The following is a 17,190-nucleotide window of genomic DNA, read 5'->3' as shown; positions in this document are numbered from 1 at the left end:
ACAGTAATATGCAACTTACACTAGAAGAAAAGTATGGAACTTATTATCCTCCAAAATCACAGTTATTAAAATGGGTTGGCAATAAACAAAAGTTTGCCGCTGAAATTACCCGAAGTTTTCCAACTCAATATGGAAGATTTTTCGAGCCGTTTCTTGGAAGTGGGGCAATTTTAGCTACAGTAGCACCCCATAACGGATTAGGATCTGACACATTCGAACCATTAATGCAAATCTGGAAAATGCTAAAAACGAATTCAAATGAACTTGTTTCTTGGTATTCAGAAAGAAGGAATAGAATAGGCGAAGAGACAAAAGAAGAAGTCTATAAGAAGGTTTTAGCATCTTACAATGCAAATCCAAATGGTGCAGATTTTCTTTTTTTAACTCGTTCTTGTTATGGTGGAATTATTCGCTTTCGTAAAGCAGATGGATATATGTCAACACCTTGTGGTGCTCATAGTCCAATTCCTGTTGAAAGTTTTGCTAAAAGAGTTAAGGAATGGAAAAGTCGTTTAAGTAAAGTTGATTTTGAACATTGCGATTATAAAGAAGCTTTTTCCCAAGCAAAATATGGTGATTTAATTTATTGTGACCCTCCATATTCACATAGTCAAACTATACTTTATGGTGCTCAAGATTTTCAATTAGAAGATCTATTGTTAGAAATTGATAAAGCAAAATCAAAAGGTGTTCGTGTTGCGCTTAGTATTGATGGACATAAAAAATCTGGAAATTTACTCTGCGATCTACCAATTGAACATGGTCTTTTCGAACAAGAAATTTATATAAATTGTGGAAGATCAATGTTAAGAAGATTTCAACTAGAAGGGCAAACTTTGGAAAACGAAAATGTTTCTGATCGTTTATTGCTTACTTATTAATTTACTCATAATAAATCTATAAAATTTAATTTCTGTTGCATATGATAAAAGCATCCAATTACAAAATTCTATTCAATCAAAATATATCGTTTAACAACAAACAAAATTTACTTTAAGTTAAAAAAATAATTACATACCCAACCCAAATAGGATTTCGGAAAAGTTGATGGATTATATTAAAATACTGTAATTCAGTAAAACTATTTTTTAACCTACAATTTTCACATCATCAAACTCAATTTCTCGGATTCCTGTTTCTGTTGAGTATATCTTAATATTCTGGAGAAGAAATTGTTTATTTGAGCCTCTTTAGAAAATTCTCTCTATACATATCTCCTATCGGAATTTCATGATCAGACGACAATATTATTTTTTTCGCAGCAATGCTTTTAATTTGATCTAAATTAATCATAAACGATTTATGAATACGGGCAAAAGAAAACTCAGAAAGTTGTTGTTCAAGAGATTTTAACGTGTCCAACACAATATACTCCTGATTTGCCGTTTTGATATTTACATAATCTTTAATACTTTCTATATAAAGAATATCTTCAAAATTAATACGATGCTGTTGGCCGGAAGACTTTACAAAAAAATGTGAATCCGTTTTATTTTCAACAAAAGAAAAACGCTCCTGAGCTTTCAAAGCACTTTTATAAAAGCGTTCAAAAGAAACCGGCTTTAAAAGATAATCGACAATATTATGTTCATAACCTTCCAGAGCATACTCAGAATAGGCGGTTGTTAAGATGTATTTTAATTTATCTCCAACAATCTTCATAAAATTAATTCCCGTCAATTCAGGCATTTGAATATCAAGAAAAACCAAATCAGCTTCATTATTTTGAATAAAATCTAAAGCTTCGATAGGATTTTCAGAAGAGAAAACCAATTCAAAAAAAGGAATTTTTTGTACATAACTCCCCAACAGTGAGATTGCTAAAGGTTCATCGTCTACGACAAGACATTTAATTTTATCCATTTCTTAAGTCAATCTTTAAATTTACAATAAATTCGGTTTCAGACTCATTGATATTTAATTCATATTTTTTGGGATATAAAATTTCCAGTCTTTTTTTCACATTATCAATCCCAATTCCTGATGTGGAATCTTTCATTCTATCCTTTTTAAAATTTAAAAGATAAAAGTGTAAGATCTGGTTATCATCGGAAAGCTTCATGTCAAATCCTTTTTCGCGAAAATCTCCATGTTTAAAAGCATTTTCAACAAACGGAACTAAAATCATCGGTGAAATATTCAATTTAGGATGATTAATATTCTTCTCGACAGTTAATAATTCAGGTTGTTTTAATCGTAATTTCTCAAGAGCCGTTAAGCTGTCAATATATCCAATTTCTTTATCTAAAGTAATTACATCTTTTTCCAGATCTTTTGTGCTGTACCTCAATAGCTGGCTTAATTCTTCAAGTGCCGGTAACGCTTTATCAGATTTTTGGTAAACGAGAGAATAAATATTATTCAAAGAATTAAAAATAAAATGCGGATTGATTTGTGTTTTTAAGGCCTGCAATTCTGCGGTTTTTCTGGCCTCAATCAACTCTGCTTTCTCTTTTTCTACATCAACAAAGTATTTAAAAAACCAAAAAGTCGTGCTGATAAAAATAGTAGTACTGCTGTAGAAAATATTATCAAAAAAGTAAAATCCAAAATTGGTTCCTTCCCTATAGTTTCTTAATCCCACAGTTGCAGGCAATAAAATCTCTTCAACAGAATATCGAACAAGAACAAAACAGGAAGCACTCAACAAAAATGCAATCACGGATTTATACCATTTGCTTGCATCAAAAAAATTGGGAGCTACCAGGAAATAGTTCACATAAAAGCAAATAAAACTCGTGAGAAAGAACGTAATATTAAGGATAATTCTCTCCGTATGAAATACAAAATAGGGAATAAGAACCGAGCCGATAGCATAAATACCCCAGAAGAAAATATGCAGATAGATAAGTTTGTTCGCTTTCATAAAGCAAAAATAGGATATCTATTAAATTATGAGCTCTTATTTCCGATGAACGACTGCTTTTTTCCGACGAAAATCTTTTAACCCCGATAAATAAAGGCTTCATCTAAACGCTATTTCATAGATTTCCCTGTAAATCTACCTTTGAACTATCAAAATAAAATAACTAACAAAAAATAATTATGAAAACATTTATCTATAGCCTACTTGTATGCTTCTCCACTTTTATTTCGGCTCAGAAAAAACCATCGGAGTATTTTAATAATCCTAAAACTAAAGTTCTGATTGTAGGATCATTCCATTTTGATTATCCAAATCTTGATGCTCATAAAACAGAAAAAAGCGATCAAGTAGATGTTCTTGCTCCCAAAACCGCCAAAGAAGTAACGGAACTTGTTGAGTACATTAAAAAATTTAAACCAACAAAAATAGCTATCGAAGCATGGCCAAAATGGAATGCCAACCAAAAATTAAAAGAATATAACGAAGGGAAACACAGAGACAAAAGAGATGAGCGTTATCAGCTTGCAATGCGTATTGCCAACGAACTCAGGATCAATGAACTTTTCAGCATAGATGCAGCATCTGTTTTGGATGATCTTGAAAAAAGATATGGCAAGCAAGATTCAGCCTATTTCAATGGAATTAGTCAGGACTATGATTTTCAGAGTAACGATGCGATATCGAATCAATATACTACATTCTTCAAAAGTAGTGAGCCTAAAAATTTCAAATCTATTCTGGAAAGCTTTAAATATATGAACAGCAAAGAATTCCATCAATATGAATACGGCGCTTATCTTACCGGAGATTTCAAATTAAGAGACCACGACGGCGCAGATATGCTTTCTTTATATTGGTATAACAGAAATCTGAGAATGTTCCGTAATATTCAAAATATTCCTCACAATAACGAAGACAGAATACTTGTAATCGCTGGAAATGGTCATGCATCAGTGTTAAGACAACTATTTACCTCTTCCCCTGAATTTGATTATGTAGAATTCAATAGTCTTAAATAAATAGAAAGGCTTTTTTTGTAACAAAATTCCCTTTTCTGCGTCTAACTGAATAGTAGTAAAAAAACATTATGAAAAAAACTATATTCGTTCTGTCTGTGATAGGCTCTATGTTTACCTATGCACAGGAGAAGACCAATAGTCAGATAAAAGAAAAAGAAATTGAAGGTGTCGTACTCACCAAAACTAAAAAAGCCGTTGAACAAAAAGCGGATCGCACGATCTTTGATTTTTCTGAGCAGCCACAGCTTAACAACGGAAACGTTTTAGAAGGAATCAAAAAACTTCCAGGTCTTATCTCTACAGATATTGCAGGGATGATGTATCAAGGTAAAATTCTTGATGTTTATCTTAACGGAAGACCTTTAAATATTACTTCAAACGAATTAAACTCTTTCCTTGAAGGCATGCCCGCTAATTCGGTTGACAGAATCGAGGTAATCACACAGCCAGGCGCAGAATTTCCTGCAACTTCAGGAGGTGCAATCATGAATATTATTACGAATAAAAATGCCAATAAATATTTAACAGCAACTTATTCAGGGAATTATTCTTTCACGAATTATGATAAATTCAGAAATAGAACAACAAATTCATTAAACTTAAACGCAAGAAATAAAATCTTCGGATGGCAATTGAATGTTGGTCAAAACTATCGTGAAAGTATGCTGAATGGTCAGCAGGATGAGTTACTGACAAGTAATACCAGCAGATATGGCCGCGGATATTTTGCAAAATCAGGTTTAACATTCGATCTTGGACAAGACAGATTATTGTTAAACTACGATATTTATCACAATAATAATGACAATTACACTTTGAGTGATGGTCATGGAGATCTGCCTTTTCAAAATAATCCTAAAGATTTAAGAGAAGCTTTTTACAATGCTTCAGACATTGCTCATACTGATAATTTGAGACAAGAAGCAGTCGTGACTTATCAAAAACGTTTCGCTGACAAATCTCAAAAATTAGACTTCCAGTTTGGATATACAAGATCAGACAGCAAATTTGCTCAGGATAATGTTTTCCAGGACGGTAATTTTACATTTGCTCCAAATCAACCAATAAATAGTCCGACAAGTGGCCTTAAAGATATTCTAAATAACAAATCTGTCATGAATATTGCCAACTTCAAAATAGATTATTCTCAACCGATCAAACTTCTTGACGGCGGAAAAGTAAGCTTTGGAGGTTTATACGAAAGACAGGATTTTGATACAGAAAGTTTCGGATTAACCAATTTAGAATATCAAAGACAGACAGCTTCAACCTATTTGGAATTTCAGGCAAAATTGAAAAAGTTTGATTTCACATTAGGCTCCCGTGCTGAAAATTATGATATTTCAGGTGTAACAAGATATTTTGATAAAGACCAAAAACTAATAGAAGGGGCTTTGATTCCTTTCAATAAATTTAAACTTTTCCCGAACGCAAGTGTGCAATATAACATGATGAATCAGGTCTATATTGCTGCGAATTATAATAAGAAAATCAGTTTACCTAGTATTTCTACCCTTAACCCAAATAATGTAACTTTTTCAGGACCGAGCACAGAAGTAACTGGTAACCCAAACTTACAACCCACTATTTTTGATAATTATGAACTAAAAATTTCGGCTTTCGATTATGCATTTCTTGGATACAGTGTAAGTTCTGCGAAAAATCAGGTGGCACAAATCATCAGAAAAGACGGTAGAAAATTATATAACGAGCAGATAAATATTTCAAGTATGAGAATTCATAATGTGAATATTGGTCTTCCTATTCCGTTTATGGTTTTCAGTAAGCCTTTGAGCGAGATCATGAAGTTTAACTTTAATCCTGACAAGATCAATTTCATGTATTTATATGCCGGTTATCAGAAGCATGAGATTGACAATCTGAACAACAGAGGTTTCTGGATATTCAATCTAATGACACAAATAATCTTGCCTAAAGACATAAAACTAACCGCAAATTATAGTTATTTAACGCCAAAAGCCGGATATTTCTACTTTACAGCAGAAAAACCATTTAACAATAATGTCGACATTACTTTAACGAAAAAATTCATGGATAACCGCCTGACTCTTTCTGTTTTTGCAAATGATATTTTCAACGGACAGGTGATGCAGGTACGCTCTAATCCACCTTCAGGAGAATCTGTGGTGATTAGCAGTAAATATGACACAAGGAATTTCGGACTTTCGATTAATTATAAAATCCCGACGAGAAATAAATTGGCAAAAGAAGACGCTAATATTCTTAATCAAACGAAAAAAGAAGATGCTGGTGTGATGCAACAGGCACAATAATTTTTTGTTTAAATATATATATAAAAGAGGTTGTAAGAATTTTACAGCCTCTTTTATTTTTAAAACAATATAATTTAGAAGTCGATTGTCTGAAATCTCCAGTTCAATGTATCAATTAATGTTAATTGATTGATATTTAAAGGTAAATCAGTTATCAATTTTAGGGTTAAATTCGCCATCATGCTTCCTACAATTCCCGGCAACGCGCCCAAAACGCCAAGACTATCACAATCCGGAAGATCTTCATCAATAGGTGGCTCAGGAAATAGATCTCTTAAATTTTTACTTCCCTGATAATTAAAAACAGCAACCTGTCCCGAAAACCCTAATATACTTCCGTAAACTAAAGGTTTTCCAAGTTTCACACAGACATCATTAATTAAATATCGTGTTTTAAAATTATCAGAACCATCAATAATGAGATCAAACTGAGAAAGAATTTCTTCTGCGTTAGATTCGTCAATCTTATTTTCAATTCCAATAAAATTGACATGATGATTAAGCTTTTTTACAAATTGTTCTGCACTTTTAACCTTAGATTTTCCAACGGAATTTTCATTATGAATAATTTGTCGGTTTAAATTATGTAATTCAACCTCATCAAAATCTGCAACTCCCAAAACTCCAACTCCCGCCGCCGCCAAGTATTGAATAACAGGACTTCCCAATCCGCCCGCTCCAATCATTAGGACTTTTGAATTCATAATTTTTCGTTGACCTTCCAAACCGATTTCTTTAATAAAAATTTGACGGCTGTATCGGGCAAAAATATCTTCGCTTTTCATTTATGGTTAATTTTTTTAACGCAGAGGACGCAAGGTAATTTTAAAAATGATTCTACATATTTTCGTTCGCAAGGGCATTTCATTCAGCAAATGATAGCTATTCTTAAGTCTTTGCGGTTTGAACTTAAAATAATTTTTATAATTAAGTTCCACTATATACAGAATCCCAATCTTTCATCACAGGATCATAGCCCGCTTGTTTAATAATTCTTCTCATTTCATTCATACTTCTTTCGTCGCTGGTTTCAAACTGTTCCAACGATTCCGGATCTACCACATAGCCTCCAGGATTGGTCTTTGATCCGGCGCTCATCGCTGTTGCGCCCAATGAAATAATATTATTTCTGAACTTTTCATTTTCTCTGGTTGAAATGGATACCTCCAACTCTTCATTCCAAATTCTGTAAGCACAGATTAATTGAAGCAAATCTTTATCTTCCATGATAAAATTGGGTTCAATAATACCTTCTGCAGGTCGTAATCTAGGAAATGAAACTGAAAACTTACTCTTCCAATACTGCTTCTGTAAATAATCGATGTGAAGGGCATTAAAAAAACTGTCAACCCGCCAATCTTCCAAACCTAATAAAACGCCCAATCCCATTTTATGGATTCCCGCCTTTCCTATTCTATCTGGTGTTTCTAAACGGAAGTTGAAATTTGACTTCTTCCCTTTTGGATGATATTCTTTATAAACTTCCTGATGATACGTTTCCTGATATACCAATACAGCATTCACGCCTTCATCGTGAAGTTGTTGATATTCCTCTTCTGATAAAGGCTGAACTTCAATAGAAATATTAGCAAAATGAGGTTTCAACAAACGAACCGCCGTCAAAAAATAGGAAAGCCCCACCGTTTTATTCGCTTCTCCGCTTACCAGCAATACATGATTGACTTCCATCTCCTTTAACGCCATGGCCTCTATAATTAGCTCCGTACTGGAAAGCGTCTTTCTCTTAAGCGAATTGTCTAAACTAAAACCACAATAAGTGCAGATATTCTGACATTCATTACTCAGATACAATGGCGCATACAGCTGAATCGTCTTTCCGAAACGTTTCTGTGTGATTTTCTGCGTCATCTGAGCCATCAGTTCTAATTTCTGAGCCGCAACAGGAGAAAGAAAATTCAGAAAATCGTCTATTGTTTTCGTACTCTTTTGCAGGCTGTTTTCAACATCAGATAAGGTTACTTTTTCCAATTTGGCTTTAATATCATCCCAGTGATAATTTTCAAAAATATCTTTAAAACTCTGCATAATATTCGGTTTTAATCCAAATAATCATTATTTATTATTTGTAAGAGTGATAGGACTTCATCCTATTCTTTACTGAATCGTCCCTTTGGGACTTTTATATTCTTAGTTTCAATCAAATAAAAAGGACGTCAACGGACTTGATGCTTCGGCATGATTTCCAATCGCTCCCAATCCTGATTCATAGGCTCTTCTTCCTGCAATTACGCCTTCTTTAAAAGCCAACGCCATATTTATTGGATTTCTGGCAACGGCAATCGCTGTATTTACAAGAACCGCATCTGCTCCCATTTCCATTGCTTTTGCCGCGTCAGAAGGAGCTCCAATTCCTGCATCCACCACTACCGGAACATTACTCTGGCTGATAATAATCTCTAAAAAATCTACTGTTCTCAAGCCTTTATTGGTGCCAATCGGCGCTCCCAAAGGCATTACCACTGCTGTTCCTGCATCTTCCAAACGTTTGCATAAAACAGGATCGGCGTGAATATAAGGCATCACGATAAATCCTAATTTCGCCAATTCCTCCGTAGCATATAACGTTTCAATAGGATCGGGCAGCAAATATTTTGGGTCGGGATGAATTTCTAGTTTAACCCAATTCGTCTCCAATGCTTCTCTTGCCAATTGGGCTGCTAGTACAGCTTCTTTAGCTGTTCTTGCTCCTGAGGTATTAGGTAAAAGATGCGCTTTTGTAGATCTTAATGAACCTAACAAATCATCTTCCGAGGATTGAGAATCTATTCGTTTCAAAGCCATCGTTACCATATTGGTTTCTGAGGTGATAATTGATTCTGCCATTTCTTCAAGACTTCCGAATTTTCCTGTTCCTAAAAACAATCTCGATTTGAAGACTCTGTCTGCTATTATTAATTGTTGATTATTCATGTAATGCGAGTTTAATTTCATGTACTGTAGCGGTTTCGTTGGTAATTAAACCTGAAACGGCAACACCATATATTCCAATTTGCTGTAGTAATTCAATGTCATTGAGGATAACTCCGCCAATCGCAAAGATTTTTGGAATTTCCAATGACTGAGTTTTTAAGTCCTGAATGATTTTTTCATAGCCTTCAAAACCTAAAATAGGACTGAGTTTTTGTTTGGTTGAGGTAAATCTCAATGGCCCCAAACCAATATAATCACACCCTTCGTTAATTCTTTGCAGAACATTTGAAAACGTGTTGGCTGTTCCACCTATGATCTTATCTTTTCCTAAAACCTGTCTTGCTATTTCGATGGATTGATCATTCAAACCTAGATGAACACCGTCTGCATCGATATCTTTCGCAATATGAACGTGATCATTGATGATACAAACCGTTTGATTGTCGGAGCATAATTTTTTTGAAATTTCACAAAGTTTGATGAATTCATTTTCGGGAGCATTTTTCCAACGAACCTGAATCCATTTTACACCCTTATCAAGAGCTTTTCGAATGTTAAGTTCCTGATCTTCTATGGTGAATCCTTGAGATATGTATTGTAATTTTTCCATTTTTATTTTTTAAACGCAAAGAGCGCTAAGATTTTTTTTACCTACTAAATGTTTTTAAGTTCGCAAAGGTGTTCTACTTAGCAAAGACCGCAAATTTTAAATATCAAACATTAAGAATGAAATCCTAGCAAAGTTGGATTACTTGTTAAAAATTTTTCGATGTATAATTTTCCTTTTCGACAGGCTTCTTCCAAATTGTTGCCTAAAGCCAAATAGCTTGCAATAGCCGAAGAAAGCACGCAGCCTGATCCGTGTTTTGAATAGAAAACAGAAGTTATATCATTGGGTTCAATTATAATTTCTTTTCCATTTTCAATTAAAACGTCTGTTCCTACTTTATCTTCTCTGTGTCCGCCTTTAATAAGAACCGAACACGATTTTCCTGATTGTGAGAAAAGATGAGTGTCATTTAAAACTTGATATTCATGGTAGTTTGGGGTGATCAAATCAATTTGTTTTAACACATCTTTCAAATCAGAAATTGTATTCAAATCAAAAAAAGAAAATTCAGACGTACTTTTCAACACCGGATCCCAGACTATTTTTGCTTCGGGATTAATAGATTTAATTGTTGTTACTATTTCCGCAAGCATCCACGCATCTTTAACGACTCCGATTTTAACAACCTGAACATCATAGTTTTTCATTAAAACCTCAATTGATTGTATGATTTCTGCTAAAGATTGCCAATTCAAGCTCAAACATTGAGATTCTGTCTGTAAAGTCATTGCTGTACAAACTCCTAAACCCTGAACTTTCAATTGTTCCATTGTTTTAGTATCTGCCAATAAACCGGCTCCACCACTTGGATCATAGCCGGCAATGCTCATTACGAAAGGATGTTCTGTCTGCATTTTTTAAATACGCTTAAAGTTTCATCACTCTCCCAAATTGCACCTAATAAAGCCACTCCATCTACTCCAATTTCAAAAGCCTTGCTGATATTATTTTCATTAATTCCTCCCAAACCAATCAGTTTTACATTAGAATGAGTTCGTTTTTTAATATCATTTAAAATATTCGACTTTTGTCCGTATCCTTTTTTAGAAATACTTGGAAAAACCGGACTGATAAAAGCGTACTCCCATTCCTCACCTAATTCATTAAATATTTCAATATCATGAACAGACGTTGAAATTATTTTATCTGTAAAAGACTCATATACATTATTTTGTCTGTCAATTTCTCTGAAATGAAATCTTGAAATATTAAAGTTATCCGCTAAATCATAATGACTGTGCAAAACTAACTGACTATGAAATTCTGAATTTATCTGATTAATAAAATCCGTCATTTCATCATGATTAATGAAAGGTTTTCTGATATGCAGCAAATCCAATCCCTCCTGAAATAATTCATTAATCAATTCAGTTTCATTCTTTATCATTTCTTCGGGAGAGATAACAATGATCATATATAGATTTCTTTGCCTTTTTCGATAAATTCCTGTGATTTGTCAAACATTCCTTTTTCTGCAGACTCACGAATTTCCTGTGTGATTTTCATTGAGCAGAATTTAGGTCCGCACATTGAACAGAAATGGGCAATCTTTGCTCCATCCGCCGGCAATGTTTCGTCATGATAAGATCGCGCTGTTTCAGGATCTAGCGAAAGATTAAACTGATCTTCCCATCTGAATTCAAACCTCGCTTTGCTTAAAGCATTGTCTCTGTATTGTGCTCCTGGATGGCCTTTCGCCAAATCGGCAGCATGAGCAGCTAATTTATAGGTGATCACTCCAACTTTTACATCTTCTCTATTCGGAAGTCCTAAATGTTCTTTCGGCGTCACATAACACAACATCGCACAACCAAACCAGCCAATCATTGCCGCTCCAATTCCTGAAGTAATATGGTCATAACCTGGTGCAATATCTGTCGTCAAAGGACCTAATGTATAAAATGGAGCTTCATCACATACTTCCAATTGCTTCTCCATATTTTCTTTGATCATGTGCATCGGAACGTGCCCTGGACCTTCAATCATTACCTGAACGTTATGTTTCCAAGCGATTTTTGTGAGTTCACCCAACGTTTCTAATTCTGCAAACTGAGCTTCATCATTAGCATCGGCAATCGAACCCGGACGTAGACCGTCTCCCAAAGAAAAAGCAACATCATATTTTTTCATGATTTCACAGATTTCCTCAAAATGAGTGTACAAAAAACTTTCTTTGTGATGATACAGACACCATTTTGCCATGATAGAACCGCCTCGGGAAACAATTCCTGTTACTCGGTTGGCTGTTAAATGAATATATCTCAACAAAACTCCGGCATGAATCGTAAAATAAGAAACGCCCTGCTCTGCCTGCTCGATTAAAGTATCTTTAAAAATTTCCCAAGTCAGATCTTCAGGAACTCCTTTTACTTTTTCTAATGCCTGATAAATTGGAACCGTTCCAATCGGAACCGGACTATTTCTGATGATCCACTCTCTTGTTTCGTGGATATTTTTTCCTGTAGATAAATCCATGATCGTATCAGCGCCCCATCTACAAGCCCAAACTGCCTTTTCAACTTCTTCGTCAATACTCGATGAAACAGCACTGTTTCCTATATTGGCATTAATTTTAACCAAGAAATTTCTTCCAATAATCATCGGTTCACTTTCAGGATGATTGATGTTATTCGGAATGATTGCCCTTCCTCTCGCAATTTCTTCTCTTACAAACTCTGGAGTAATTTTGCTTTTCGGTGTTCTTGCTCCAAAGCTATTTCCCGGATGTTGAAAAGACATATCTTTTGAAACAGTGTCCAATTGCTCGATGCGCTGATTTTCTCTGATGGCGATATATTCCATTTCCGGAGTAATAATTCCCTGTCTTGCATAATACAATTGGGTAACTTCTTTTCCTTCTTTGGCAACTTTTGGTTTGTGATTGTACGAAAATCGTAAGTCAGCCAATTTTGGATCATCCAAACGTTTTTTACCGTATTCTGAAGTGATACTATCTAAAACATCAACATCTTCACGATCCAGAATCCATTGTTCTCTGATTCTTGGGAGACCTTTTAAAATATCAATCTCTGAATTTTCATCCGTATAAGGTCCGGAGGTATCGTAAATAGTAACCGGAGGATTTTCTTCTAAAGTCCCCTTGGTTAGTTTCGTCGGACTTAAATGTATCTCGCGCATTGCTACATTAATCGGGTGAATTTTCCCTTCAACATAGATTTTCTTTGAGTTCGGAAACGGCGAACGTGTGATTTTATGAGCCATAAAATAATTGGGTATTTATGAGAATTAACCGCCTTGAGTAGCAGTAATGATTAAAATAGAATCGTTGTCTTTGAGAAATGTTTCCAGCCAGGCCGACTGCGGAATGATACGATTGTTGAGTGCTACGGCAATACCTTTCTTTTTTCCAGGAATTTCCATAGCTAAAAGTGCTTCCAGATTTTCGGGAAGTTCAGCAAAAGTTTTTCGGGTGTGGTTGATTGTGAGTTCCATTCCAAAGTTTTAATTAAACATTTCACTTTAGGAATGGCCATAATTGTGCATAGAAAGCACAACAAAAAGTCATCTCACTTTTCCCTACGCTGGTATGATCCAGATCAGGTTCAAAGGGTAAAGTCTCAGTCTGTTTGTTAACAGACACCCCTAAAGTATAGGACGAAGGTAGTTATTTTTTTGAAATACGCAAAATTGATTTTTGGTTGGAATGAAAAAAGACTATTTCAATTTTGAGATAGTCTTTGTAATTTAGATTAATCTTAAATACTCATTTATAATAAGATTAGCAGCCACACATTCCTTTTTTGGTATAGAAATAAGCTTTCTTTTTATAAATAATTTTTATTGAATATTGATTTTCCTCTATACAAGAATCTCCAACTTTTGTTGATTTAATTACTTTTATATAGATTTTGTACGTTTTATTTCCAAAAGCCTCAGGATATTCTTTTGTTCCTTTTATAGTTGGGAAAGTTTCATCTTTTCCTTTAAAATTAAAAAGTGCTCCACCCTCTTCAGATAAATTAGCAACCGGATTTTTCTTTCCGTCGATATAACATCCTGCGTGCATTTTAGGATCTTTCAAATCGTGAAGAACAGGTTTTTGTGCTAAAAAGCTGCATGACACGAAAAATGTGATCAATAAAGGTAAATATTTCATGGTAAGATTATTTTTAGAATTAAAGAAAATAACTTAAACCGGCCTTGTACCTATTCAGTCTGTCTGGCAAACCATTATATCCGCCATTAATAGTTTTTGTGATTTTTTTAAAGACGACAAGATTATTTCCGGTATCAATATTTTTGGTAATATCAATCTGATCTGCTAATACATTTAGTTTTCTGCTATTCCAAAACCAGGCTGCGCTTTCTGCTGCATTTTTCAGTTGTACATTGCTACATTTGGTAACATTTTTACCTCCTAAAAATGTTGGATTTACAACAAAATCAGTTCCTAAAGCGATGGAAACAGCTTTATAATTTGCTCTGCCAGTAATTTGAATTAATCCCCTTCCTTTAAACTTTACACCATCTCCTTTTTGAGTATTTCCCAGATCCTGTCTTCCTTCGTAAGCACTTCCGCTTGCCAGTTCTTCTGTATAAAATAATCCGCCGCTTTCATGTCCGACCTGCGCCAAAAAATTAAGCATTCTGGAAGGTGTATTAATAGAAAAATGATTACAGGTTTCTATAATATAAGGTAAAAACTGGGAGGCGTACGTTGATTTGGAGCAAGTAGCTTCTTTAAGTTGTCCGAGTGTAAGCATGATATTGATCTTTAAAATTGATAGCATAAAGCTATTTCTTAAAAATCAAATCAAATACAGTGAAACCACTATTTTAAAGTAAGTATTTCTACGGAATTTAATTTTTAAAGAATAATTTCCTATTCTTCACAAGCTCTCCAGATTGCATCATTTTGTGGAACAGGAGCTATAATTTCAATATTTTCTTTGGTAACAGGGTGTATAAATTCTAGTTTTCTTGCGTGAAGATTTATTCCTCCATCGGGATTGGAGCGAGGTGCGCCGTATTTTAAATCTCCTTTAATAGGAACTCCACTTTTAGATAACTGAGCACGAATTTGATGATGTCTTCCTGTTTCAAGATCAATTTCAAGCAAAAGATAATTATCTAACTGTTTAATAACATGATACGTAAGAATTGCTTCTTTTGCTCCGTCCGTTACTTTTGTGAAGACAATGGCTTTATTATTTTTTTCGTTTTTCTGTAAATAATGAACCAATCGTTGACTTTGCGGAATCATTTCTTTAGCAACAACCGCCCAGTACGTTTTTTTGACTTCCCTATTTTTAACCATTTGGGTCAAACGGGAAAGCGCTTTGGAAGTTTTAGCATAAATCACTAACCCAGAAGTCGGTCTGTCGATACGATGAACCAAACCGAGAAAAACATTTCCCGGTTTAGCATCTCTTATTTTTATAAAATTTTTGATTGAGTCTAATAAAGATTCATCGCCGGTTTTATCACCTTGTACAAGCTGTCCGACTTTTTTATTAATAACCAAAAGATGGTTGTCTTCATATACAATCTGCTCCTCCATGTATTATTTTCGGAAATTTGGTCTGTTGGAAAACGAAATAATAACTCCGGCTAAAAGTCCCAAAGTCTTCATTCCGGAAATTCTTGAATCATAAGGCAGAAAAGCACCAATGATACAAAGCGCTGCCGCAATATACATCGGATAAACAAAATTTCTGTTCACCAATAATGGAGCCTGCAAAATAAAACTTATACCAACAACGATATAAAATATTCTTTTGGAAAGAATTGCGTTAACTTCAGGAGAAAATAAATTGAACCATCCGATTGCAAGACAAACAACGGCCAAAATTGAAATCGCTCCCTGAGCAGTTTGAAGATTTTGATTCATTAATAACTTTCTGTTTCGTTTGGAAAATCAACGTTTTTCACGTCTTTCACATATTGAGCAACCGCTCCTGTAATTTCAGTATAAAGGTCAAGATACCTTCTTAAGAATTTTGGACTAAAACCTTGGTTCATTCCAACCATATCGTGATATACCAAAACTTGTCCGTCACAATCTGGTCCAGCTCCGATTCCAATTGTTGGAATGGTAATGCTTTCACTTACTTTTTTAGCCAAATCAGCTGGGATTTTCTCTAAAACAATAGCAAAACATCCTAATTCTTCCAAAAGTTGCGCATCAGCAATTAGCTTTTCAGCTTCAGCTTCATCTTTAGCTCTTACTTTATACGTTCCAAATTTATAAATTGACTGAGGCGTCAATCCTAAATGTCCCATCACAGGAATCCCTGCGTTGATAATTTTTTTGATAGATTTTGATATCTCTTTTCCTCCTTCGATTTTTACAGCGTGAGCCCCGCCTTCTTTCATCATTCTCACTGCAGATTCCAACGCTTTTTCAGGATTACTCTGATAGGTTCCGAAAGGTAAGTCTGCCACTACCAACGCTCTGTTTGTTCCACGAACAACACTCTGGGCATGGTAAATCATCTGATCTAAAGTAATCGGCAACGTCGTTTCAAAACCCGCCATTACATTTGCTGCAGAATCTCCTATCAAAACAGCATCAATTCCACCTGCATCTACCATTTTAGCTGTGGTAAAATCATATGCAGTAAGCATCGTTATTTTCTCCTTGTCGAATTTCATTTTACGCAAGGTTTCAGTCGTAACTTTTTTAATTTCAGAGTGAACAGACATAATTTATCTATTTTTTAAAAGTTAAAAAGTCGGCTTCCGCCGACTTAAGTTTTTTTGTATGATTTATAAAACTACGTGTCCTAGTTTCATTAATTTATCGTGATTCAGAATTTTGATATTTCTTCCGTCTACTTCGATGAGACTGTCTCCTTTAAATTCAGAGATAAGACGGATCGCGCTTTCAGTAGCGGTTCCGATAATGTTTGCTATTTCTTCTCTAGTTAAAGAAATCTTGATGAACCCTTCAGGATCAACGCCTAATTTCTGTTCCAATAGAATCAGAATTTCAGCCAACCTCTCTCTTACCGTTTTTTGCGCTAAGAAAGTGATGGTGTTGGAAGACTCTCCCAACTCATAAGAAATTTTTTGAAGCATTACGAAAGACAATTGAGGATCTACCTCCAGAAGATACATAAAAACTTCGGCAGGAAGAAAAATACATTCAATATCTGTCATTGCTTCTGCTTTGGCTTGAAAATTTTCTCCACAAAGCAAAGATCGGTAGCCGATGATATCACCTTCTTTAATAAATCTCAAAATCTGGTCTTTCCCGAAAGCTCCCGATTTGGAAAGCTTAGCAGCACCTTTATCTAAAAAGTAGACTCCTTTTGGAGTTTCCCCATCTTCGAAAATGGTATCGTGCTTTTGAAAACTCAACCTCTTTTTGGCGCTGATATACTTCTCAAAATCTGCACTAGTAAGTCTTTCCTTGAATGATTTATCATTAAAAACTCTGGCGAACCTCTCTTCAATTGCAATCTGTTGTTCCTGCGACATTTTATATGACATTTATCACAAAAATAG

Annotated in this window: 19 protein-coding genes and 1 riboswitch; of the genes, 3 read left to right on the top strand and 16 right to left on the bottom strand. The window is 34.7% G+C overall.

What is annotated here, in order from left to right; all coding sequences use genetic code 11:
* The first annotated feature begins 8 nt into the window (after window positions 1-8).
* Window positions 9-881, top strand: a complete 873-nt coding sequence (locus A0O34_RS10640) for a Dam family site-specific DNA-(adenine-N6)-methyltransferase (RefSeq protein ID WP_066754459.1) — start codon at window positions 9-11, stop codon at window positions 879-881.
* 295 nt (window positions 882-1,176) lie between these two features.
* Here the strand turns inward: A0O34_RS10640 and A0O34_RS10635 are convergent, their stop codons facing one another.
* Together A0O34_RS10635 and A0O34_RS10630 are read right to left on the bottom strand one after the other, a co-directional pair.
* Complete coding sequence (locus A0O34_RS10635; RefSeq protein WP_066754457.1) at window positions 1,177-1,863, bottom strand: LytR/AlgR family response regulator transcription factor; 687 nt, start codon at window positions 1,861-1,863, stop codon at window positions 1,177-1,179.
* On the bottom strand, window positions 1,856-2,866 hold the full coding sequence (locus tag A0O34_RS10630) for a sensor histidine kinase (RefSeq protein WP_066754455.1): 1,011 nt from the start codon (window positions 2,864-2,866) through the stop codon (window positions 1,856-1,858). The genes A0O34_RS10635 and A0O34_RS10630 overlap by 8 nt, the downstream gene beginning before the upstream one ends.
* Before the next feature lie 179 nt (window positions 2,867-3,045).
* Between A0O34_RS10630 and A0O34_RS10625 the strand changes: the two genes are divergently transcribed.
* Both A0O34_RS10625 and A0O34_RS10620 read left to right on the top strand, forming a co-directional pair.
* Window positions 3,046-3,885, top strand: coding sequence for a DUF5694 domain-containing protein (locus A0O34_RS10625; protein ID WP_066754453.1), 840 nt, complete (start codon window positions 3,046-3,048; stop codon window positions 3,883-3,885).
* 68 nt (window positions 3,886-3,953) lie between these two features.
* Entirely contained in the window at window positions 3,954-6,179 is a 2,226-nt protein-coding gene (locus tag A0O34_RS10620) for an outer membrane beta-barrel family protein (protein ID WP_066754451.1), read from the top strand.
* A gap of 74 nt (window positions 6,180-6,253) precedes the next feature.
* Here A0O34_RS10620 and A0O34_RS10615 read toward each other — a convergent pair whose 3' ends face one another.
* The 14 genes from A0O34_RS10615 to A0O34_RS10550 form a co-directional block, all read right to left on the bottom strand.
* Window positions 6,254-6,964: a HesA/MoeB/ThiF family protein gene (locus A0O34_RS10615; protein ID WP_066754449.1), complete on the bottom strand. Its 711-nt coding sequence runs from the start codon at window positions 6,962-6,964 to the stop codon at window positions 6,254-6,256.
* A 142-nt stretch (window positions 6,965-7,106) separates the two neighbouring features.
* Window positions 7,107-8,225 carry a 2-iminoacetate synthase ThiH gene (gene thiH / locus A0O34_RS10610; protein ID WP_066754447.1) on the bottom strand — a complete coding sequence of 373 codons (1,119 nt, stop codon included), beginning with the start codon at window positions 8,223-8,225 and terminating at the stop codon, window positions 7,107-7,109.
* Window positions 8,226-8,333: 108 nt separating this feature from the next.
* Complete coding sequence (locus A0O34_RS10605) at window positions 8,334-9,110, bottom strand: thiazole synthase (protein ID WP_066759621.1); 777 nt, start codon at window positions 9,108-9,110, stop codon at window positions 8,334-8,336.
* Window positions 9,103-9,720 carry a thiamine phosphate synthase gene (locus tag A0O34_RS10600; RefSeq protein ID WP_066754445.1) on the bottom strand — a complete coding sequence of 206 codons (618 nt, stop codon included), beginning with the start codon at window positions 9,718-9,720 and terminating at the stop codon, window positions 9,103-9,105. Before A0O34_RS10600 ends, A0O34_RS10605 begins: the two co-directional genes overlap by 8 nt.
* 110 nt (window positions 9,721-9,830) lie before the next feature.
* Window positions 9,831-10,574 carry a hydroxymethylpyrimidine/phosphomethylpyrimidine kinase gene (locus A0O34_RS10595; RefSeq protein WP_066754443.1) on the bottom strand — a complete coding sequence of 248 codons (744 nt, stop codon included), beginning with the start codon at window positions 10,572-10,574 and terminating at the stop codon, window positions 9,831-9,833.
* Window positions 10,550-11,134: a thiamine phosphate synthase gene (locus A0O34_RS10590; RefSeq protein WP_066754441.1), complete on the bottom strand. Its 585-nt coding sequence runs from the start codon at window positions 11,132-11,134 to the stop codon at window positions 10,550-10,552. The genes A0O34_RS10595 and A0O34_RS10590 overlap by 25 nt, the downstream gene beginning before the upstream one ends.
* The gene (thiC, locus tag A0O34_RS10585) at window positions 11,131-12,942 is read right to left on the bottom strand and encodes a phosphomethylpyrimidine synthase ThiC (RefSeq protein ID WP_066754439.1); all 1,812 of its coding nucleotides are present in this window, start codon (window positions 12,940-12,942) and stop codon (window positions 11,131-11,133) included. Before thiC ends, A0O34_RS10590 begins: the two co-directional genes overlap by 4 nt.
* Before the next feature lie 24 nt (window positions 12,943-12,966).
* Complete coding sequence (gene thiS / locus A0O34_RS10580; protein WP_054512752.1) at window positions 12,967-13,173, bottom strand: sulfur carrier protein ThiS; 207 nt, start codon at window positions 13,171-13,173, stop codon at window positions 12,967-12,969.
* 64 nt (window positions 13,174-13,237) lie between these two features.
* Window positions 13,238-13,335: riboswitch (TPP riboswitch) on the bottom strand.
* Between the two features lie 124 nt (window positions 13,336-13,459).
* Entirely contained in the window at window positions 13,460-13,837 is a 378-nt protein-coding gene (locus tag A0O34_RS10575; RefSeq protein ID WP_066754437.1) for a hypothetical protein, read from the bottom strand.
* 19 nt (window positions 13,838-13,856) lie between these two features.
* Window positions 13,857-14,471 carry a glycoside hydrolase family 19 protein gene (locus A0O34_RS10570; protein WP_157885998.1) on the bottom strand — a complete coding sequence of 205 codons (615 nt, stop codon included), beginning with the start codon at window positions 14,469-14,471 and terminating at the stop codon, window positions 13,857-13,859.
* A gap of 92 nt (window positions 14,472-14,563) precedes the next feature.
* Window positions 14,564-15,241, bottom strand: coding sequence for an RluA family pseudouridine synthase (locus A0O34_RS10565; protein WP_066754435.1), 678 nt, complete (start codon window positions 15,239-15,241; stop codon window positions 14,564-14,566).
* Between the two features lie 3 nt (window positions 15,242-15,244).
* Window positions 15,245-15,571, bottom strand: a complete 327-nt coding sequence (locus tag A0O34_RS10560) for a hypothetical protein (protein WP_066754433.1) — start codon at window positions 15,569-15,571, stop codon at window positions 15,245-15,247.
* Window positions 15,571-16,386, bottom strand: a complete 816-nt coding sequence (gene panB / locus A0O34_RS10555) for a 3-methyl-2-oxobutanoate hydroxymethyltransferase (protein WP_066754431.1) — start codon at window positions 16,384-16,386, stop codon at window positions 15,571-15,573. The genes A0O34_RS10560 and panB overlap by 1 nt, the downstream gene beginning before the upstream one ends.
* A gap of 63 nt (window positions 16,387-16,449) precedes the next feature.
* Window positions 16,450-17,163, bottom strand: coding sequence for a Crp/Fnr family transcriptional regulator (locus A0O34_RS10550; protein ID WP_066754429.1), 714 nt, complete (start codon window positions 17,161-17,163; stop codon window positions 16,450-16,452).
* Between the last annotated feature and the right edge of the window lie 27 nt (window positions 17,164-17,190).

Origin of the sequence: Chryseobacterium glaciei (genome assembly GCF_001648155.1) — a bacterium.
Classification (GTDB): domain Bacteria; phylum Bacteroidota; class Bacteroidia; order Flavobacteriales; family Weeksellaceae; genus Chryseobacterium; species Chryseobacterium glaciei.
This window is presented reverse-complemented; position numbering and strand designations above follow the sequence as displayed.